Genomic DNA, 19150 nt, shown 5'->3' with positions numbered 1-19150 from the left:
AAGCTGCCTAGGCCTCGTCCTCCAACACCACAGTTGTGCGTATTGTGGCGGGACAAAAAAACGCGCCAGGGGAGCCTTGCCGGTGCGTAACTTGCTTGCATCAAGCCCACGGCATACGCCGTGATGCGAGCAAGCCCCGGGTCGCCATGACCCGGCCTTCCCCTGTGCCCGGGCAAAGAACGAGGTTAGTTGTGGCCGCCTACAATCTGCGTCAACTCAAGTACTTCATCACCACCGTCGAGTGCGGCAGCGTCGCCGAGGCGTCGCGCAAGCTGTACATCGCCCAGCCATCGATCTCCACCGCCATCAAAGGCCTGGAAGACAGCTTCGGGGTGCAGTTGCTGATCCGCCATCACGCCCTCGGTGTATCGCTGACCCCCAGCGGTGCACGCTTTTACCGCAAGGCCCAGGAGCTGTTGCGCATGGCCAAGGAGTTCGAGCAGAACGCACTGGCGGACAACGACGTGGTGTCCGGGCAGATCGATATCGGCTGCTTTGAAACCGTGGCTCCGTTGTACCTGCCGCAGCTGATCGCCGGTTTCAGCGCGCTCTATCCCGGCGTGGAAATCCGCATCCGCGACGGTGAGCAACAGGAACTGGTGCAGGGCCTGACCGGGGGCGCGTTCGACCTGGCAATCCTCTATGAGCACGACCTGGACGGCACCATCGAAACCGAGCCTCTGATGCCGCCGCAACGGCCCTACGCACTGCTGCCGGCCGGTCATCGCTATGCCAAGCAGCCCCAGGTATCGCTGCGCGACCTGTGCCTGGAACCGATGATCTTGCTGGACGTGCAACCCAGCCGGACCTACTTCGTCAGCCTGTTCGAAGAACTGGGGCTGACGCCGCAGATAGCCTTCAGCTCGCCGTCCATCGAAATGGTCCGCGGGATGGTGGGACAGGGCTTCGGCTTCTCGATCCTAGTGACCCGCCCCCACTCGCCGTTCTCCTACGACGGCAAGCCGGTGGTCTGTGTGGACATTGTCGAGGACGTCACCGGCTCGGGCCTGGTGGCGGCCTGGCTCAAGCGCGGCCAGTTGACCAAGCCGGCGCGGCTGTTCGCCGATTACTGCAAGGAGCATCTGGCCCGGCAGCCATTGCCGCCGGCAGCACTACCCCAATAGCCCCAACTCCTGGGCCCGGGCCACGGCCTGGGTACGACGCTCGACCCCCAGCTTGCTATTGATGTGGCTGGCATGGGTTTTCACCGTATGCAGCGAAATGAACAGGCGCTCGCTGATTTCCTGGTTGGAGCAGCCCTGGGCAATCAACTGCAGCACCGAAAGCTCGCGGGAGCTCAAGGATTCACTATGCGCGGCCGCCTCCTGAGGTTCACGGGGCGCCGCCGGTAGCCGCTCCAGCAATGCCTGGGTCAGGGCTGTCGATACGCCGTATTGCAACTGCTCGCGCATCCAGCCGGGGTGCTGCTGGAGCAGTGCCATGAACGGCTGCACAGCGCCTCCGACCCCGGCTTCCAGGGCCTGGGCCAGGTCCTGGCGGGCCTCGGGACCGCGGCCAAGCGCCAGCAACAGAGCGGCTTTCTGGGTCAGGGCCATCACGCTCAACAGTTGTCGACCACTGTGCTGGCCATGCTCGACCAAACGGTTCAAGCGCTGCTCCGCCCGGCTCGGATCGCCCTTGATGGTTTCCAGCTGGGCCTGCTGCAATTCGATGTGCAACGGCAGTTGCGGATGGAACTCCGGTGGCGCGGCCGCCTGCTCGCCGGTATAGGTCTGGCCCAGACGGGCCAGCCAGGCTTCGGCCAGATCGGTACGCCCCTGGGCCAGCCAGAGCTCGCATTTCACCAGGGTGATCATTGCCAGGTAATAGATCGGCGGCACGTCCCAGATGTGCATCAGGCGCTCGGCCTCAGCCAGCTCGGCAAAGGCCCGGGAGAATTCGCCGCACAAGCCTTCCTGCTTGGCGATCACGCAATGGCCGATCAGCACGCTGATATCACGGCAGGCCCGGGCCTCCACCAGCCCAGCCTGCAAGCGCAGCAGGCCGGCCTCGGGCTGGGCGCGCAAGGTCAGCAGATAACCGTCATACAGGGTCAGCCGGGCTCGCACCGCATACAGCCGCAGGGACGACAGCCCCTGCAACCGCCACAGCCCCTGGTGCACTTCCTCCAGCGCCCGCAGTATTTCGCCACGGGCCTGCAGGACCCGCGCCCGATCGTAGTGGGCCAAGGCCTCGAACAACGGATTGCCGACCCGTTGCGCCAGCTCCAGGGACTCGCGATTGAGGCTGCGGGCGCGCCACAGGTCGGCATCGGTAATCGCCAGGTTGGACAAGGTCGACAGGCACATCAGGCGCTGCCCATAACGTTTCGGGGGCAGGCTTTGCAGGGCCTCGCTGCAATAGGCCAGGGTGTTTTCCCGTTGGCCGCGACCACGGGCGATGATCCCGCTCAGGGCCAGCCATTGCGCCAGCATCGACTTTTGCGCAGTGGCCGAGGGCGCCGGCAGGAAACGGCTCAGATGGCTGGCCAGTTCCTCCGCCGCGTCCAGCTGGCAGGCCAGGCCCAGAGCCCAGCTGTAGAGCACGATCAGCCGCGGAGTGCTGATCAGCAGGCTGTCCGGCAGGTCCATCTTCCAGCGCAGCAGCATGCCAACGTTCTGCTCCGCCAGCAGTTGCTCTTCGGACAGGTTCTGCACCAGGTTGGCCGCCACATCCAGATGCCCGGCACGCAGGGCCTGCTCCACCGCTTCGTCGAGCAGCCCCTGGGCGTTGAACCAGCGGCAGGCGCGTAAATGCAGGCTGGCGGCCGGCACCAGGGCATTGACCGCAGGCCGGCTGCGCAGCAGGTCGGAAAACAGATGGTGATACCGGTACCAGTGGCCGTGTTCGTCCAGGGGCACCAGGAACACCTGGTGGGCCTGGAGGAAACCCAGGATCTCGGCGCTGTCATGGGCTTCGCGCAGGGCATCGCACAGCTCGGCGCAAAACCGCTCCTGGGGCGCCGTGTCATACAGGAATGACTGGACTTCGGCGGGCAGGCAATCGATGACCTCTTCCAGCAGGTAGTCGCGGATCAGCCCTTCTCCACCGTGCAGCCCCTGGGGCAGCGCGCCCACCGCTCCGGCTTCGGACGCCGCCAACAACCAGAAGCGCAGCCCGGCCACCCAGCCCTCGCTGCGCTGGATGAGGTTTTCCAGGGCCTCGCCGCGCAACGAACTGCTGTGCCGGTCCAGCAGGCTCAGCGACTCGTCGTAAGTCAGGCGCAGGTCCTGTTCATTGAGCTCCAGCAACTGCCGGGACAGCCGCAGCCGGGCCAGGTGCCAGTCCGGACGCTGGCGGCTGGTGACCAGCACCAACAGGCCATCGGGCAGGTGATTGAGAAAAAACTGCAGGCAACGATCGAGTACCGGGCCCTGGGCCAGGTGATAGTCGTCCAGCACCAGCAACAGAGGGTTGGCACCGGACAATTGCACCGCCAGCTCGTCCAGCAGCCCGTCCAGCCACTCTTCAAAGGCGAAGGGCTGGTGACGCTGACGCATTTTCAACAGGCCCAGGGACTGTCGGCCCAATTGCGGAAAATACTGCTGCAAGCCGGCCAACAGGCGCTCAAGAAAGCGCCCGGGATCGCTGTCCCGGCGGCTCAACCCCAGCCACAGGCTCTGCCAATTCCCCGGCAAACCCTGACAGAACTCCACCGCCAACGAGCTCTTGCCGAACCCGGCCGGCGCACTGACCAGCAACAGCCGGCCCTGCAACCCGGCGCTCAAGCGTTCGCAAAGACGCGGCCGCTGCACGTATCCGTCGGGCAGGGGGGGTCGATAGAAACGCCCTTCCAACGCGGGAATCACCGCGCTGGCAGACCGTTGAAGGGGGGACAGCTCAGTCATGGCCAACTCTTATAGATGTAGGGGTGTCGGCGTAGCAGATGCCCGCAGACTAGCGGTAAAAAGCGACCAGTTGAAGATTTTTGCGACCATTCGGGTGAAAAAGACTATGACCAAATGGATCAGATACATCTGATTAATAAACCGACATTTCACTCATTTATCCGACAACTTACTAATTCGCTTGGAGAAAACCGGCCGGGCCAGCCTAGATTGTTGTGCATTTCCGCAAATGCACAATTTTCCAGGCAAAAAAAAGCCCCGAACCAGTCGGGGCAATTTCCGAGGATGCGGCCTCTATTTGCAGCGGATCAGCGAACCCCGTCCTGACGCAGCGCGGCTGGGGTGAAATCGCTGGTGGTCGCGGTGAAGCCGAAGTCGTACGCCTGTTTCTCTTCGTTCTTCATGCCCAGCGCCAGGTAGCGGCCGGACTGCAGGTCGTAGAGGGTTTCCAGGGCGTACCACGGCACTTGCTTGTCGTAGTAGTTCTCGGCATGGGCCTCGGCCACGCGCCACAGTTGGCCACGACCGTCGTAATGGTCGATCACCGCCGCCTGCCAGGTGTCTTCGTCGATATAGAAGTCACGCTTGGCGTAGATGTGGCGCTGGCCTTCCTTCAGGGTCGCGACCACATGCCAGACCCGGCGCAGCTCGTAGCGAGCCAGGTCCTGGTTGATGTGCCCGGCCTTGATGATGTCGGCGTACTTCAGGCTCGGCGAGTCGAGCTTGTAGCTGTCGGAGGCGATGTACATCTCCTTCTTGCCTTCCAGCTTCCAGTCGTAGCGATCCGGAGCACCGTTGTACATGTCCAGGTTGTCCGAGGTACGCAGGCCGTCGGCGGCAGTACCCGGGCCGTCATAGGAGACTTGCGGAGCACGGCGCACACGACGCTGGCCAGCGTTGTAGACCCAGGCCGAACGCGGTTCCTTCACCTGGTCGAGGGTTTCGTGGACCAGCAGCACACCACCGGCCAGACGCGCCGGAGCGGTCACTTTCTGCTTGAAGTAGAACAGGATGTTGCCCGGGTTTTTCGGGTCGTAATCCTTCATCTTGTCGCGGAACACGAACTGGTCCTGGAAGTACACCAGGCTGTAGGAGCCGTTGGCCTGTGGCGTGGCCTGGGTCACCAGGCGGGTCACGCTGCCACCGCGATAGCGGGTGATGTGGTTCCAGATCACTTCCACGCCGCTTTTCGGGATCGGGAACGGAACCGCGGTTTCGAAGTTCTCCAGACCGTTGCCGCCGGACACCAGGTTGGTGCTGGTGGCGTTGCGCTTGATCGCGGCAAACACGTCGGCCGGCACGGTTGCCCCACGATGGGACGGATAGACCGGCATCTTGAAGGTTTCCGGGTAGCGCTTGAACATCGCGTACTGCCCCGGTGCCAGCTTGTCCTTGTACTGCTCGACATTCTGCGCGGTGATGGTGAACAGCGGTTGCTCGCTGCCATACGGGTTGGACAGGAAGCCTTTGCTGTCCACGGTGCCGGCATTGGTCGCCAGCGGCTTCCAGGCCGGAATGGTGCCGGCGGCGTTGCCGGCCATCTCTGCGCCCATCGGCGTCAGGCTGGTGCCCAGCTTGGCGGCTTCATCGGCCGAGACCGCGGCCATGACCCCGGTGGCCAGCAGTGACAGTCCCAGCACACCGACGTGCAACAGACTCTTGGTGATGTTCATAGTGTCGTTCTTCCTGAAAATGCAGTGTGCTTAGAAGTTCACGCCAACGCTCAAGGCGAGGAAGTCCCGATCATCCACGGTGCTGTAGTCGCCACCAAAGAAGTTGGTGTAGGCCAGGCTCGCGGTGTAGGTGTTCTGGTACTCGGCATCCAGCCCCAGGCTGATGGCCTTGCGGCCTTCCTCGAAGTTGCCGCCAGGGCCTGGCGAGTAACCCTTGACGTCATGCGACCAGGCCACGTTGGGCTTGAGGTTCACGCCGGCGAACACATCCGGGTATTCCCAGATGGCACGGCCGCGGTAGCCCCAGGAGGTGGCGGTGGTGAAGCCGTCGTTGTTGCAGTTGGTGTTCAGGCCACTGGAGTTGGCCAGACCTGCGCCTGTAGCGATGGAAGAGGCAAGAGCTGAGCAGGCCCCTCCAGGCAACTCTCCCGACCCCTTAACCGGATCACGGCCGTAACGGACGTCAGACTTGCTTTCTAAACCGCCCACGTAGGTAACACCGAACTCACCCACAAGGGTCAAGCGGCTGGCTCCCATGACCTGATCGAAAAAGTGAGTGAAGGTAGTCTGGAACTGAGTGATCTCTTTACGGCGGTAGCCGTGCAGGTCCTGCCCAGGAACACCATTCAACAATGAAGCATTGCCCAGCACCGGACCGCCCAAGGGACGTACACCGGCAAACAGGATATCGGTGGAGTTCAGTTGCACTGGAGCATTAGGCCGGTAGCTCAATTCGCCACTCCAAGCAGTCCCCGTAGGTAAGGTCGTGGAGAAGCTCAAGCCGTAAAGACGAATATCCTCTGGATACTCGACGAAGTAGTTGGAATTACCTGCCACGATCAAAGGAGCCAACGCACCGAACAAACGCGCCCGGTCGTAAACACTTTGTGACGCCCCGGTTGCACTGAAAATTGGCGCCCGGCTGTGATAGTTCATGAAGTAAGCGCCAAACTCGGTATCCAGCGGCTCGTAGTTGTAGTGGAAGGCCACGCCGAACTGGCCACTGTCGCGGGCATCACGATCCGCACCACGGCGGACCAGAACACCTTCGTTGTTGATATCCACGCCTTGTGCCTGCAGGGCCGGCAAAAAAGCACCAGGAACGGTCGAGCGTTTGCTCAACACCCGCAGGTTGTTGTCGCAACCATCGGAAATGATGTCCGGCTGCGAGAAGAAGGTGCCGCAGTTATCGGTAACGGTCTGGTCCCATTCCAGCTGGTAGAAAGCCTCGGCCGACAGGTTTTCGGTCAGGGTCTGGGAGACATAGAACATGTTGACCGGAATCAGGCCTTCCTTGATCTCCGCACCAGGGCGGCGAAACGCTGAAACGTCGATCGGGTTGATCGAGTTGATGCCGCCGCCAATGAAGGTACTTTCGCCCCAGCTCACTACCTGCTTGCCGAAACGCACCGAACCCGGCTCATCGCCAATGGAGTAGTTGTGATAGACGAAGGCGTCGAGAATCTGCCCGCCGGAAGACTTGGCGCCTTCCTTGCGGTTGTTGTCGCTGACATTCTTGAAGTCCAGGTCTTCGTCCTTGAGCTTGAAGTCGTACCAGTACTTGCCCCGGACAAACACGCCGGTATCGCCGTACTTCAACTCCAGGTCATGGATGCCCTTGAAGATCTTCGAGAAGGTCTGGCCCTTGTTGAAGTTCAAGTGACCGTCATCGGAGGTCTGGGACAGGCCCTTACCACCGTTGTTGGCCCCGATCAGATCTCGGTTGCGCTCCGCTGTGGACCAACTGGCCCCCAGGGACAGGGAAGAATCGAAGCTGCCTTCGATTTCACCGATGTTGAAGCTGACGCCGAATGCCGGCCCGGCGAGCGTGGAGGCGAGACCGACGGCCAGGGGCAGTTTTGCCCGGCGCCAGAACTGGTTTGCTGATGTCATCGACGCTACTCCATGTGCATTATTGTTATGGCAGTACGCTCTTCTGAATACGCTTCGGATACCGGACCGATCACTACGGCCCCGGGCCCGAAGTTGCGTGGCGCGAGCCCCCCGCAATGCTCCGTCGTTCAGAAAAATCCGTGAACGGACTATATCCAGCAGGGATTACTGCTTGATCCCTCTAAAGTGTGATTTGCAGCCACCCACCGCGCTGGAACAGCCCTTTGCCACAACCATTGAAAAACGGCGCAGCAAGAATGGCTGAAAATTTCATAAGCACAAGGCAAAGGCTTGCCGGGTGGGCGTACCGTGCCCGGGCGGGCACGGCCGTGGAGGCTCAGAGCGTGGAAAGGAAGGTGCTGTTACTGGCTTGCCATTCGCTGATGTCGATGCGAATGCGCTTCTTGTCGAGCTTGCCCACGCTGGTCTTGGGAATTTCAGTAACAAGGGCGATCTGGCTGGGGATCGCCCACTTGCTCAAGTGGCCCAACTCCACGAATGGCTTGAGATGCTCCTTGAGCTCACGAGCATCAATTGCGTGGCCTTCGCGGATCACCAGCAAGGCGAACGGGCGCTCGCCCCACTGCGGATCAGCAATGCCCACCACTGCTACTTCGCGTACCGCCACGTGGCGGCTGATGAGGTCTTCCAGGTCCAGGGAGGAGATCCACTCACCACCGGTCTTGATCACGTCCTTGATCCGGTCGCGGATATCGATCACCCCCATGCTGTCCAGGGTTGCCACGTCGCCGGTGTGCAACCAGCCGCCCTCCCAGAGCTCGGCGCCCTTCTGCGGTTCGTTGAAATAGCCCTCGGTCAGCCAGGGCGCCCGCAGCACCAGTTCGCCCTGGGCCTCGCCGTCCGCCGGCAGGAAGTTGCCTTCGGCATCGATGATCGCCGCTTCCACCAACGGCCCCGGCACCCCGGCCTTGATCCGGTAGGTGGTGCGCTCATCTTCGCTGCCCGCCATCAGCTCGTCATTGAGGTGGGCACAGGACACCAGCGGGCCGGTTTCCGACATGCCATAGGCCGCCGTCAGCTGGATGCCCTTGGCCTTGGCCGCCTCGTACAGCGCACGGTTCAGCGCGCTGCCGCCGATGACGATCTTCCAGCCACCGAAATCGCTGCCCTGGGCCGCCTTGGCGTTGAGCAGCATTTGCAGGATGGTCGGCACGCAGTGAGAGAACGTGACCTTCTCCCGGCGCCACAGCTCCACCAGGTATTCCGGATCGTAGCGCCCGGGATAGACCTGCTTGAGGCCAAGCATGGTGGCCACATAGGGCAGGCCCCAGGCATGCACGTGGAACATCGGGGTAATGGGCATGTACACGTCGTTGGTGCCCAGCAGGCGCACGCTGTCGATGGCGCCCATGATGGTGGACACGCCCAGGGTGTGCAGCACCAACTGCCGGTGGGTGAAATACACGCCCTTGGGGTTGCCGGTGGTGCCGGTGGTGTAGAAGGTGGTGGCCACCGAGTTCTCGTCGAAATCCTCGAACTGATACTGCGGGCTGGCGGCGGCCAGCAGGCTCTCATACTCGCCCACCAGGTTCGGCAGCTCGGCGGTTTTCTCCGGCGCATCGGTGAGCAGCAGGGTTTTCTCCACCGTCGTCAGGTGCCCGGCGATGGCCTGGTACAGGCCGACGAACTCGCTGTTGACCAGCACGAAGCGGTCTTCGGCGTGGTTCATGGTGTAGAGGATCTGCTCCGGCGACAGACGCACGTTGATGGTGTGGATCACCGCGCCAATCATCGGGATGGCGAACATGCACTCCAGGTAGCGATGGCTGTCCCAGTCCATCACCGCCACGGTGTCTCCGGCCTTGACTCCGGCCGCGGTCAACACGTTGGCCAGGCGCGCAACACGCTCGATCAGGGTTGGGTAGGTGTAGCGCAGCTGGTCGCGATAGATGATTTCGCGGGTTTTCTCGTAGCGGGCGCCGGACATCAGCAGCCGCTTGATCAGAAGTGGGTATTGATAAGCGCCTTCGGCGGGAGGAATAACGCGAGTCTGCAACATAAGAATCCCTTTTCTGACGGCTCGGTCGTGACTGGAGGATAACCACTCTAGAGCTCTCGCGCGTTGGCTAAATCAGCCAAAGGGATGATTTGCAGGGCCGCACAAATACTAGCTTCAGGCCAGTATCCGCGCGGCTCTGCGTGACCTTATGCGCGTTGTCCCACTGCGGCTTCGGCCGGGGTACGAGGAAAGGCCAGCGCTGCGGCAAAGGTCAGCCCCGCGAACCCGGCCAGGATCAGATACAGCCCGCTCAACCCCTGGCGCGGCTCCACCAGGGCAATCAACGGAATCGCCGTGGCACTGGCACCGAACGACAAGCAGTAACGCAAGGCGAAAACGCGCGACTGCCACTGCGGTGCAACAAAGTTGGCGACCATCGCATCGTTCACCGTGACCTGACCGAACACCACGAACATGAACGATGCGCCCAGGACAATCACGCCCCAGCCCTCGCAGTGGGCCATGGCCAGCAGCAACGGGCCCTGGAACAGGGTCAAGACGATGAACGGCCATTTCAGGCTGAAACGGTGCAACACCCGGCCGATCAACAACTGCGCCACCGCACCGAAGGCATAAGCCAGGCTAACCACCACGCCCAGGGTCTGCGGCGAGGTGAACAGCTCATGCAGGCGCTCCTGGAACAGTTTCGGATAAGTCATGGTGGTGGCGTTGAACACCACGCCGCCCGTGGCCGTGGCCAGGGCCAGCACGCCGAACACCAGGAACATGGAAATCTGCTGCCCCCCCTTGCCCTTGAGCTGCACATGGGGGCGCGCAGGGACGGGTTCGTCACGCACCTGCAGGGCAAAACCAATGCCCAGCAGGATCGCCACGCCCCCCGGCAGGATGAATGCCGAGCGCCAGCCGAACTGCGCCACCAACAGGCCGGTGACCAGCGCCGAAAAAGCCACGCCGAGGTTGCCCCACATGCCGTTGATGCCAATCTCGCGCCCACGGTTCTGCGCATAGGCCACCAGCATCGCCGTGCCCACCGGGTGATAGATCGCGGCAAATACGCCCATCAGGGTCAGACCGATCACCAGCATGCTCGGGCTGTTGCTGAGCCCGGTGAGGACCGAGGAGGCGCCGATACCGAAGAAGAACAACAGCATCATCTGCCGTCGGCTCCAGTGGTCCCCCAGCCAGCCGGCGGGTAGCGAACAGGCGCCAAAAGCGATGAAGCCCCCCAGGGACAAGCCGATCAATGCGGCATAGTCGAGGGCAAAAGCCTGAGTCATGCCCAGTACAGCAGCGGGAAAGATCAGCATGAACATGTGATCGATGACATGGGCAGCATTGACGTAGCGGATAACATTTCGAGCTTGATTCATGGCGGCACGCTGGGTTGGTTGTTGTGCCGTTCATGCTAAGTTGGCATCCAACAGTATTCCTGACAACAAAGTCATTGAAGCAGACATGTTAATCAGCCACTTCCACCACGGCCCGGTCAGCGCCTACCCCCGGGACTATCCGGATGCCGCTCATCAAGCGTCCCACCGCCATCGCGAGGCGCAGTTTCTCTATGCCGCCTGCGGCACCATGCGCGTGGTCACCGCCCAGGGCGCCTGGGTCATTCCGCCGACCCGGGCCGTATGGATTCCGCCACGGGTGGAGCATGAGATTTTCATGGTCGGCGAGGTGCGCATGCGCTCGCTGTTCATCGACCCGGACCTGTCTCCAGCAACCCTCCAGCAATGCTGTGTATTGGCGGTAACCCCCTTGCTTCGAGAACTGATCCTGCGCGCGGTGCAAGGCCCCGAGCAGGCGGAAAACCCCTTGATCCAGAAGCTGATGCTGGAAGAAATCAGCGCCCTGGAGAATCTGCCCTTGCATGTTCCCATGCCCCAGGACCGACGCCTGCAAGCCATCTGCCGGACCTTGCTGCAAGCGCCGGATCACCCCCACACCCTGGAAGACTGGGCACAGCAGGTCGGCGCCAGTTCACGAACCCTGGCGCGGCTGTTTCAGCAGCAGGTGCAGATGAATTTCAATGCCTGGCGCCAGCAACTGCGCCTGATGGAAGCCCTGCCACGCCTGCTCGCCGGGGAAAGCGTACACAGCGTGGCCGACTCATTGGGATACGGCAGCACCCGGGCCTTCAGCGCAATGTTCTGCCGTTTGCTCGGGGACACGCCACGGCATTACGTGGCGACCCTGAACCAGCTCAGTGCAATCAATGCATCTCGGTGAATGCCAGCTTTACACCGATGGCAATCAATACCGCGCCCATGGTGCGATCAAACCAATGGCCCATGCGGGCAAAGCCGGCGCGAACCCGTTGCTGGCTGAAGAGCATGGCCACCAGGCAGAACCACACAGCCGTGGCCGCCGCCAGGTACACGCCGTAACCGGCCTGGATCGCCAGCGGCGTGTGCGGGTTGATCACCACGGTGAACAGCGAGAGGAAGAACAGCGTCGCCTTGGGGTTCAGGCCATTGGTCACGAAGCCTGAAGTAAAGGCCCCGCGAGCGGTACGAATGCCGGCCTCCTTGTGCAGATCATCCGCCGCCGGCTTGGCCGGCTGGGCGCGCAGGGCCTTGTAGCCGATATACAGCAGGTAGGCCGCGGCCAGCCATTTCAGGGCGTTGAACAGCACGATGGACTGGGAAACGATCAGGCCGATACCCAGCAGCGAGTAGCCCACATGCAGGAAGATCGCACAGCCCACCCCTAGAGCGGTCCAGGTGCCGGCGCGACGGCCGTGGGTCACGCTTTCGCGCACCACCACGGCGAAGTCCGGACCAGGGCTGGCCACCGCCAGAAGATGGATAAGGGCAACGGTCAAGAACTCGGTGAAGTACATGCAGGCTCCTGTGTATGTCTAATTATTTCATCTGTTAGGCTCGGCAGATTACGCCTTAGATCCCCCGTGCAAAAGGTACAGTTCATGACTAACAATCGCCGCGCCGTCTTCCTTGATCACAGCTCACTGGACCTGGGTGACCTGGATCTGGGGGCGCTGCATGACAGCTTCAGCGCCCTGCAGGTGCATCCCCACACGGCCCCGGAACACGTCGCCGAACGCCTGCAAGGCGCCCAGGTGGCCATCAGCAACAAAGTGCCACTGAGCGCTGAGACCCTGGCCGCCTGCCCCGACCTGCAACTGATCCTGGTGGCCGCCACCGGCACCAATAACGTCGATCTGGCTGCGGCCCGCCAGCAGGGCATCACTGTCAGCAACTGCCAGGGCTATGGCACTCCATCGGTGGCCCAGCACACCCTGATGCTGCTGCTCAACCTGGCCACCCGAGTTGCCGATTACCAGCAGGCCGTGGCCGCCGGGCGCTGGCAGCAGGCCAAGCAGTTCTGCCTTTTGGACTATCCGATCGTCGAACTGGCGGGCAAGAACCTGGGCCTGCTGGGCAACGGCGAACTGGGCAGCGCCGTCGCGCGCCTGGCCGAAGCCTTTGGCATGCGCGTGCTGCTGGGGCAGATTCCCGGACGCCCGGCCCGACCGGACCGCCTGCCGCTGGAGGAACTGCTGCCACAAGTGGATGCCCTGACCCTGCACTGCCCCCTCAACGAGCACACCCGAAACTTTATCGGTGCCCGGGAGCTGGCCCTGCTCAAACCCGGCGCCCTGGTGGTCAACACCGCCCGCGGCGGCCTGATCGATGAGCAAGCCCTGGCCGATGCACTGCGCAGTGGCCACCTGGGCGGAGCTGCCACCGACGTGCTGAGCGTCGAACCGCCGGTGGCCGGCAATCCACTGCTGGCCAGCGACATCCCGCGCCTGATCGTGACCCCGCACAACGCCTGGGGCAGCCGCGAGGCGCGCCAGCGAATCGTCGGCCAACTGACGGAAAACGCCCAGGCCTTCTTCAATGGCGCCCCGCTGCGAGTCGTGAGTTGATAAACTTCGCCACTTTTTTCGGGGCCGATCATGGACACACGCAGTGAAGTACTGTTACGCCAAGCTGAATTGTTTCAAGGCTCACTGCTGCTGGCCGGCCTGGCCGCCGATGACCTGCTCGGCCGCCTGCCCAACGCCCGGGGCTGGAGCTGGCACGCCGGCGATCAGGCAGCCCTGGAGGCGCGTTTTCCAGGCCGCAGCCACTTTGGCGTAGAAGCACCGGCCGAGCCCTTCGACAGCGCCGTGCTGTTCCTGCCCAAGTCCAAGGACCTCACCGATTACCTGCTCAACGCCCTGGCCACGCGCCTGGCCGGGCGCGAGTTGTACCTGGTGGGGGAGAAACGCAGCGGCGTGGAAAGTGCCGCCAAGCAGCTCAACCCTTTCGGCAAACCGCGCAAGCTCGACAGCGCACGACACTGCCAGCTGTGGCAGGTGACGGTGGCCAATGCCCCTGAACCGGTCGCCCTGCAGAGCCTGGCCGAAGAGTACGAATTGCCTTTGGCCGAAGGCCCTCTGAAAGTCATCAGCCTGCCCGGGGTGTTCAGCCACGGCCGGCTGGATCGTGGCACCGCGCTGCTGCTGGAACACCTGGACCACCTGCCGGCCGGCCATCTGCTGGACTTCGGCTGTGGCGCCGGGGTACTGGGGGCCACGGTGAAACGCCGCTACCCGGACAACCGCGTGACCCTGCTGGATGTGGATGCCTTCGCCGCCGCCAGCAGTCGCCTGACCCTGGCCGCCAACGGTCTTGAGGCCGAGGTTCTGACCGGCGACGGTATCGATGCCGCGCCCATGGAATTGAACGGCATCCTGACCAATCCCCCGTTCCACACCGGGGTTCACACCGACTACCAGGCGACAGAGAATCTGCTGCGAAAAGCAGCAAAACACCTGCAAAAAGGTGGAGAACTTCGGGTAGTCGCCAACAGTTTCCTGCGCTACCAGCCGCTGATCGAAGAGCACCTGGGGCCTTGCGCAATCAAGGCCGAAGGCCAGGGCTTCCGGATTTATCGGGCCAAGCGCGGCTGAGCGTTTTTTTCACAATCAAGGCTTGCCGAATGGATTTTGCCTAGGCAGAATCCGCTCCGTCCTAGGGGAGTAGTCTCCCACGAGCGCCACGCTCGTCCGGCATGCGTCAACATACTTGGTCCTCAGACCATGGCGCATGCGACCCAAGAGTCCGCACAGACGGACCGCAGGGTTTGACAAGACCTATGACACGCACACCTTACCCGGGGCGGGAAGGCTGTACGTGTCATAGCCGTGTCGACCCGCCCCTTAGGAAAACCCTGATGATGTTGGATTCCCTGCTCGTTCCCACCGCAATCGTTGCCTTGGCCGAAATCGGCGACAAGACGCAACTGCTTGCCCTGATTCTCGCCGCGCGCTTTCGCAAACCCTGGCCGATCATCGCCGGCATCATTGCCGCGACCCTGGCCAACCACGCGGCAGCCGGTGCGGTAGGCGCCTGGTTCGGCAGCTTCTTCTCGGATTCGACCCTGCACTGGATCCTTGCCGCCAGCTTCACCGCCACCGCATTGTGGACCCTGGTCCCGGACAAGATGGACGATGACGAAGCCAACACCGCACGCAAGTTCGGCCCCTTCCTGACAACCCTGATCGCCTTCTTCCTGGCGGAAATCGGTGACAAGACCCAAGTCGCCACGGTCATGCTGGCCGCGCAATACCCGGATCTGTGGCTGGTGATCATCGGCACCACCCTGGGCATGCTGATTGCCAACGTGCCGGTGGTCCTGGCGGGCAACTTCGCAGCGGACAAGCTGCCCCTGACCCTGATTCGCCGCCTGGCCGCGTCGGCCTTCTTCATCCTCGCCGTGGTGGCGGTGTACAAGGCCATGCAGATCAGTGGCTGGCTGTAAATGAAATCGCCGTCAAGCCGGCTCCTACACAACCTGTAGGAGCCGGCTTGACGGCGAAAGCGTCAGCGAAAATGAAGCGATGGATCAGGACTTCTTGGCCTGCTCATACAGCGGCATCACCTTCGGAATCGCCGCCTGCAAGGAAGCGATTCGGCTGGTGGACGCCGGGTGAGTGCTCATGAACTCGGGCGGTGCGGAACCACCGGCAGCCTGGCCCATCTTGTTCCACAGGCTGATGGCTGCGTTCGGGTTGTAGCCGGCACGCGCGGCCAGCTCCAGACCGATCAGGTCCGCCTCGTTTTCATTCTCACGGCTGTTGGGCAGGGTCATCAGTAGGCTCACCCCGTTGTCGCCCAGGGCGACGGTTTCCTGCGAGACACCGAACAGGGTTGCGATCTGCTTGCCAGCACCCACTGCGTACTGCTTGGACATCGCTTCACGACCGTGTTCGCGCAGGGCGTGGGCAATCTCATGGCCCATGACCGCAGCGATTTCATCGTCGGTCAGCTTCAGCTTTTCGATCAGGCCGGAGTAGAAAATGATCTTGCCGCCAGGACCGCAGTTGGCGTTGAGCTCATCGCTCTTGATCAGGTTGACCTCCCACTTCCACTGCGCGCAGTCGGGGCGGAAAGTTGGCGCCTGAGCGATCAGACGGTTGGCAATGACCTGCAGGCGCTTGGCATTGGCACTGGTCTTGTCCAGCACGCCTTGGCTGCTGGCCTCACCCAAGGTCTCTTGATAGGACTGGGCATAGGATTGGTTGACTTCAGCGCTGGAGACCATGCTGAACATCGACTGCTTGCGATCCACACCGACCACGCCACCGTTGGTGGTGTTGACCGTTTCACAACCGCTGAGCAGTACTGCGGCACTCAATGCACATACAACCAACGACTTCTTCATCATGAAACCTCCCTGAAAACATGGCGCGTATCCTAAGGGCGGAAATGTATCCGCGCTAGCTGTAAAACCGGCAACGGATCGGATTTCAGATACATGCCGCCCAACGGAAATAAAATCGCTGGCGCCGGCTAGCCGCCGCCAATGGGCAGGCGCACTTCGCCAATAGCGACATAAAACACCCTGAAACAGTCATTTTTCCATGTAAGGCTAATGGCCAGCGCTGCCGCGGCCGATACAGTTCGGCAGACCTAAATTCCTGCGCCCGGAGCCTCTATGAAGTTCAAGTCGATCCAGTTTTCCGTGGCCGCGCTGGCCGGTGCCATCGTCCTCAGTGTGGTTGCAGCCCTGGTGTTGTACGCCCTGTTCTCCGGGGCCAGGACCCAGCAAATGGTGCAAGAGCGAACCCAGGCTCAGTTCGAGCAAGTCATCGAGCAACGCCTGAGCGGCCTGGCGCAGACCCAGGTCAGCCAGATCCAGCGGGAGCTGGAGGCGCCCCTGCTGATTGCCGGCGGCCTGGTGCGGGTCAACGCGCTGATGGGCAGCCAAGACTCGCAAGGCCACGCCAGCCTGAGCTTGAGCCGCGAACAACTGATCGCGCTGATCAAGGAAAACGTCACCCAGAATCCAAAGATCCTCGGCGCCTACATCGGCTGGGAGCCTGGCGCGATCGATCACAACGACGCCGCCTACGTGGGCACTTCGGTGGTGGGTATCGACGCCGCCAACGGGCGCTTCCTGCCGTGGTGGTTCCGCAACGAAGACGGCAGCCTGGGCCTGGACAAACTGGCCGACGTCAACGACCGCACCCTGCTCTCCACCGGCGTGCGCACCAGCGAGTACTACCTCTGCTCCCAGGACAGCCTCAAGCCCTGCGCCATCGACCCCGCGCCCTACAAGGTCGGTGACAAGGTGGTGATGCTGGCCTCCTTTATTCAACCGATCCTGCTCAACGGCAAGTTTCAGGGCATCGTCGGTGCGGACCTGTCGGTGAACTTCATCCAGGACATGCTGCTGGGCGCCAATCAGAAGCTCTACGGCGGCGCCGGGGAAATGGCCCTGATTGGCGGCAATGGACGCCTGGTGGCCTACACCAAGGACTCGAGCAAGTTCGGCGAAAAAGTCAGCGATGTGCTCACCAGCGACGCGGTCGCCAAGCTGTCCAGCCTCAAGCGTGGCGAAGTGACGTATGACGTCGACCAGGCCAACGGCAACATCAAGCTGTACCTGCCGTTCGGCATCGGCCAGACCGACGCGCACTGGACCCTGATGCTGCAACTGCCGCTGAGCGCGGTGATGGCCGACCTCAATAAACTGCAAAGCGACCTGGCCGAACAGCGCCAGGCCGACACCTTCGGCATGGCCATGGTCGGCCTGCTGATTGCCGGCCTCGGCCTACTGGTGATCTGGCTGGTGGGCCATGGCATCGCCCGGCCGCTGCGGCAGATGGTGGCGATGCTTGACGATATCGCCCAGGGCGAAGGTGACCTGACCCGGCGCCTGACCAGCGACCGCGCCGATGAACTGGGCTCGATCGCCAAGGGTTTCAATACCTTCCTGGCCAAGTTGCAGGCGATGATCAGCCAGGTGGTGACCTCGGTGCAGAGCGTCAGCGACTCTTCGGAACACACCGCCGACATCGCTATCCGCACCAACCAGGGCGTGCACAAGCAAATGGTGGAAATCGATCAGGTAGCCACCGCAGTCCACGAAATGACCGCCACCGCCCAGGACGTCGCACGCAATGCGACCCAAGCCGCGCAAGCCGCGAGCCATGCCGACCAGGCCGCGAGCCAGGGCATGCAGATCGTGCGCGACACTTCCAGCGCCATTGGCGCCCTGGCCGAGGAAATCGGCCGCGCGGTGGGCGTGGTGCAAACCCTGGCCAAGGACAGCGAAAACATCAACGCCATCCTCATTGCCATTCGCGGGATTGCCGAGCAGACCAATCTGCTGGCCCTCAACGCAGCCATCGAGGCGGCCCGGGCCGGCGAGCAAGGCCGTGGTTTTGCAGTGGTTGCCGACGAGGTGCGCAACCTGGCGCAGAAAACCCAGCAGGCCACCGAAGAAATCCAGTCGATGATCCAGCAACTGCAGCAGGGTACTCGGGAAGTGGTACGGGTCATGGAAGACAGCCAGCACAAGACCGACCAGAGCGTGGAACATGCGGCCAAGGCTGCCGAGGCCCTGGAAACCATCACCCAGGCGGTGTCGGTGATCAACGACATGAACACCCAGATCGCCAGCGCCGCCGAGGAGCAGAGCGCGGTGGCCGAGGACATCAACCGCAACGTGATCAATATCGGCCAGGTGGCCAATGAAGTGGCGGGCGGTGCCGACGAGTCCAGCGCGGCCAGTGCCGGGCTGACCAAGCTGGCGGAACAGCAACGGCGCCTGATCAATCAGTTCAAGGTGTAACCCCGCCGGAGCCGGTGTGTCAGGCGGGGGTCAGGCACTCGGGACCATTGAGCTTGGGGTCGTTGACCAGGTTGGCCAGGACCCGCTCGCGCAAGGCCGCCGGCGGGCTCGCCAGCAAGGCTTGCAGGGCATGCAAGGGCGTCTCGGGATCCAGCCAGGCTTCCTGGCCGGCGGCATCGAGAATCAGCGGGCGACGCAGGTTGGAAGCGGCCTGGGTCACCACCGCGGTGCTCAGCCAGACTTGTTCCTGCACCGGATAGGCTTCCCAGATGGCGGCAAAGAAGATCGACGAACCTTCACCCGGCGTCAGCCAGTAGGGGCGCTTGCGAGTACCGCCGCGCCATTCGTAGAAACCATTGGCCGGCAGCAGGCAGCGCCGCTCGCGAAAGGCCTGGCGAAACATCGGCTGCTCGGCCAGGGTTTCCGCCCGGGCATGAGCGGGGGTGCGCGACAGGTCGGTGAGCCACGGCGGCGTCAGCCCCCAGCGGGCCCGGGCCAGGGTGCGCTGGCCATTTTCCACGCGCTGGATCAGCACCGAATCATTGGGCGAGATATTCCACTGCGCCTTCTGGTCGACGGGAAATCCCGGCAAGGCGGCAAACGCGGGGTTCCAGCGAAACAGGGCATAACGTCCACACATGGGGCAATACAACTCTCGGCAAATC

14 protein-coding genes, 1 pseudogene and 1 riboswitch are annotated in these 19150 nt (G+C 62.5%); of the genes and pseudogenes, 7 read left to right on the top strand and 8 right to left on the bottom strand.

All coding sequences use genetic code 11. The features are described 5' to 3' along the window. Positions 1-191: 191 nt before the first annotated feature. On the top strand, positions 192-1124 hold the full coding sequence (locus LXM55_RS26500; protein WP_233323112.1) for a LysR family transcriptional regulator: 933 nt from the start codon (positions 192-194) through the stop codon (positions 1122-1124). Here the strand turns inward: LXM55_RS26500 and LXM55_RS26495 are convergent. The 5 genes from LXM55_RS26495 to LXM55_RS26475 all read right to left on the bottom strand — a co-directional run bounded on the left by LXM55_RS26495 (position 1113) and on the right by LXM55_RS26475 (position 10765). Continuing rightward, positions 1113-3848, bottom strand: coding sequence for a LuxR C-terminal-related transcriptional regulator (locus LXM55_RS26495; protein WP_233323111.1), 2736 nt, complete (start codon positions 3846-3848; stop codon positions 1113-1115). The genes LXM55_RS26500 and LXM55_RS26495 overlap by 12 nt on opposite strands. 308 nt (positions 3849-4156) lie before the next feature. Next, the gene (locus LXM55_RS26490; protein WP_233323110.1) at positions 4157-5521 is read right to left on the bottom strand and encodes a DUF1329 domain-containing protein; all 1365 of its coding nucleotides are present in this window, start codon (positions 5519-5521) and stop codon (positions 4157-4159) included. 30 nt (positions 5522-5551) lie between these two features. After that, positions 5552-7414 carry a DUF1302 domain-containing protein gene (locus LXM55_RS26485; RefSeq protein WP_233323109.1) on the bottom strand — a complete coding sequence of 621 codons (1863 nt, stop codon included), beginning with the start codon at positions 7412-7414 and terminating at the stop codon, positions 5552-5554. A gap of 337 nt (positions 7415-7751) precedes the next feature. Then, the gene (locus LXM55_RS26480) at positions 7752-9434 is read right to left on the bottom strand and encodes a fatty acid--CoA ligase (protein WP_233323108.1); all 1683 of its coding nucleotides are present in this window, start codon (positions 9432-9434) and stop codon (positions 7752-7754) included. A 146-nt stretch (positions 9435-9580) separates the two neighbouring features. Further along, positions 9581-10765, bottom strand: coding sequence for an MFS transporter (locus LXM55_RS26475; protein ID WP_233323107.1), 1185 nt, complete (start codon positions 10763-10765; stop codon positions 9581-9583). Between the two features lie 85 nt (positions 10766-10850). Here LXM55_RS26475 and LXM55_RS26470 point away from each other — a divergent pair, with 85 nt between their 5' ends. Beyond that, a complete protein-coding gene (locus tag LXM55_RS26470; protein WP_233323106.1) occupies positions 10851-11624 on the top strand; it encodes an AraC family transcriptional regulator in 774 nt (257 codons plus the stop codon). On the opposite strand, the gene LXM55_RS26465 is transcribed toward LXM55_RS26470, so the two are convergent. Continuing rightward, on the bottom strand, positions 11608-12237 hold the full coding sequence (locus LXM55_RS26465; protein WP_233323105.1) for a LysE family translocator: 630 nt from the start codon (positions 12235-12237) through the stop codon (positions 11608-11610). The genes LXM55_RS26470 and LXM55_RS26465 overlap by 17 nt on opposite strands. A gap of 84 nt (positions 12238-12321) precedes the next feature. Here LXM55_RS26465 and LXM55_RS26460 point away from each other — a divergent pair, with 84 nt between their 5' ends. From LXM55_RS26460 to LXM55_RS26450, 3 genes are all read left to right on the top strand, one after another. Then, a complete protein-coding gene (locus LXM55_RS26460) occupies positions 12322-13287 on the top strand; it encodes a 2-hydroxyacid dehydrogenase (protein WP_233323104.1) in 966 nt (321 codons plus the stop codon). A gap of 30 nt (positions 13288-13317) precedes the next feature. Beyond that, a complete protein-coding gene (locus LXM55_RS26455; protein ID WP_233323103.1) occupies positions 13318-14316 on the top strand; it encodes a class I SAM-dependent methyltransferase in 999 nt (332 codons plus the stop codon). Between the two features lie 51 nt (positions 14317-14367). Continuing rightward, positions 14368-14491: riboswitch (yybP-ykoY riboswitch) on the top strand. Between the two features lie 91 nt (positions 14492-14582). Next, the gene (locus LXM55_RS26450; RefSeq protein ID WP_233323204.1) at positions 14583-15167 is read left to right on the top strand and encodes a TMEM165/GDT1 family protein; all 585 of its coding nucleotides are present in this window, start codon (positions 14583-14585) and stop codon (positions 15165-15167) included. Positions 15168-15251: 84 nt separating this feature from the next. Here LXM55_RS26450 and LXM55_RS26445 read toward each other — a convergent pair whose 3' ends face one another. Further along, positions 15252-16070, bottom strand: coding sequence for a M48 family metallopeptidase (locus LXM55_RS26445; RefSeq protein ID WP_233323102.1), 819 nt, complete (start codon positions 16068-16070; stop codon positions 15252-15254). Between the two features lie 273 nt (positions 16071-16343). Between LXM55_RS26445 and LXM55_RS32815 the strand changes: the two are divergent. Together LXM55_RS32815 and LXM55_RS32810 are read left to right on the top strand one after the other, a co-directional pair. After that, a pseudogene (locus tag LXM55_RS32815) lies at positions 16344-17630 on the top strand (HAMP domain-containing protein); the annotation flags it as partial. 12 nt (positions 17631-17642) lie between these two features. Beyond that, positions 17643-18485 (top strand): methyl-accepting chemotaxis protein, encoded by an 843-nt coding sequence (locus LXM55_RS32810; RefSeq protein ID WP_442799790.1) that lies wholly within the window; start codon positions 17643-17645, stop codon positions 18483-18485. 19 nt (positions 18486-18504) lie between these two features. On the opposite strand, the gene LXM55_RS26435 is transcribed toward LXM55_RS32810, so the two are convergent. Beyond that, positions 18505-19125 carry an SOS response-associated peptidase gene (locus tag LXM55_RS26435; protein ID WP_233323100.1) on the bottom strand — a complete coding sequence of 207 codons (621 nt, stop codon included), beginning with the start codon at positions 19123-19125 and terminating at the stop codon, positions 18505-18507. Positions 19126-19150 lie beyond the last annotated feature (25 nt).

It is taken from the genome of Pseudomonas sp. Au-Pse12 (genome assembly GCF_021341665.1).
Classification (GTDB): domain Bacteria; phylum Pseudomonadota; class Gammaproteobacteria; order Pseudomonadales; family Pseudomonadaceae; genus Aquipseudomonas.
The sequence above is the reverse complement of the archived record's forward strand: the minus strand, read 5'-3'. Positions and strand labels throughout refer to the sequence as shown.

Coding starts and splice junctions, on each gene's coding strand:
- LXM55_RS26495 (WP_233323111.1), bottom strand. CDS start 3,848: ATGACTGAGCTGTCCCCCCTTCAACGGTCTGCCAGCGCGGTGATTCCC.
- LXM55_RS26490 (WP_233323110.1), bottom strand. CDS start 5,521: ATGAACATCACCAAGAGTCTGTTGCACGTCGGTGTGCTGGGACTGTCA.
- LXM55_RS26485 (WP_233323109.1), bottom strand. CDS start 7,414: ATGACATCAGCAAACCAGTTCTGGCGCCGGGCAAAACTGCCCCTGGCC.
- LXM55_RS26480 (WP_233323108.1), bottom strand. CDS start 9,434: ATGTTGCAGACTCGCGTTATTCCTCCCGCCGAAGGCGCTTATCAATAC.
- LXM55_RS26475 (WP_233323107.1), bottom strand. CDS start 10,765: ATGAATCAAGCTCGAAATGTTATCCGCTACGTCAATGCTGCCCATGTC.
- LXM55_RS26470 (WP_233323106.1), top strand. CDS start 10,851: ATGTTAATCAGCCACTTCCACCACGGCCCGGTCAGCGCCTACCCCCGG.
- LXM55_RS26465 (WP_233323105.1), bottom strand. CDS start 12,237: ATGTACTTCACCGAGTTCTTGACCGTTGCCCTTATCCATCTTCTGGCG.
- LXM55_RS26460 (WP_233323104.1), top strand. CDS start 12,322: ATGACTAACAATCGCCGCGCCGTCTTCCTTGATCACAGCTCACTGGAC.
- LXM55_RS26455 (WP_233323103.1), top strand. CDS start 13,318: ATGGACACACGCAGTGAAGTACTGTTACGCCAAGCTGAATTGTTTCAA.
- LXM55_RS26450 (WP_233323204.1), top strand. CDS start 14,583: ATGTTGGATTCCCTGCTCGTTCCCACCGCAATCGTTGCCTTGGCCGAA.
- LXM55_RS26445 (WP_233323102.1), bottom strand. CDS start 16,070: ATGAAGAAGTCGTTGGTTGTATGTGCATTGAGTGCCGCAGTACTGCTC.
- LXM55_RS32810 (WP_442799790.1), top strand. CDS start 17,643: ATGATCAGCCAGGTGGTGACCTCGGTGCAGAGCGTCAGCGACTCTTCG.
- LXM55_RS26435 (WP_233323100.1), bottom strand. CDS start 19,125: ATGTGTGGACGTTATGCCCTGTTTCGCTGGAACCCCGCGTTTGCCGCC.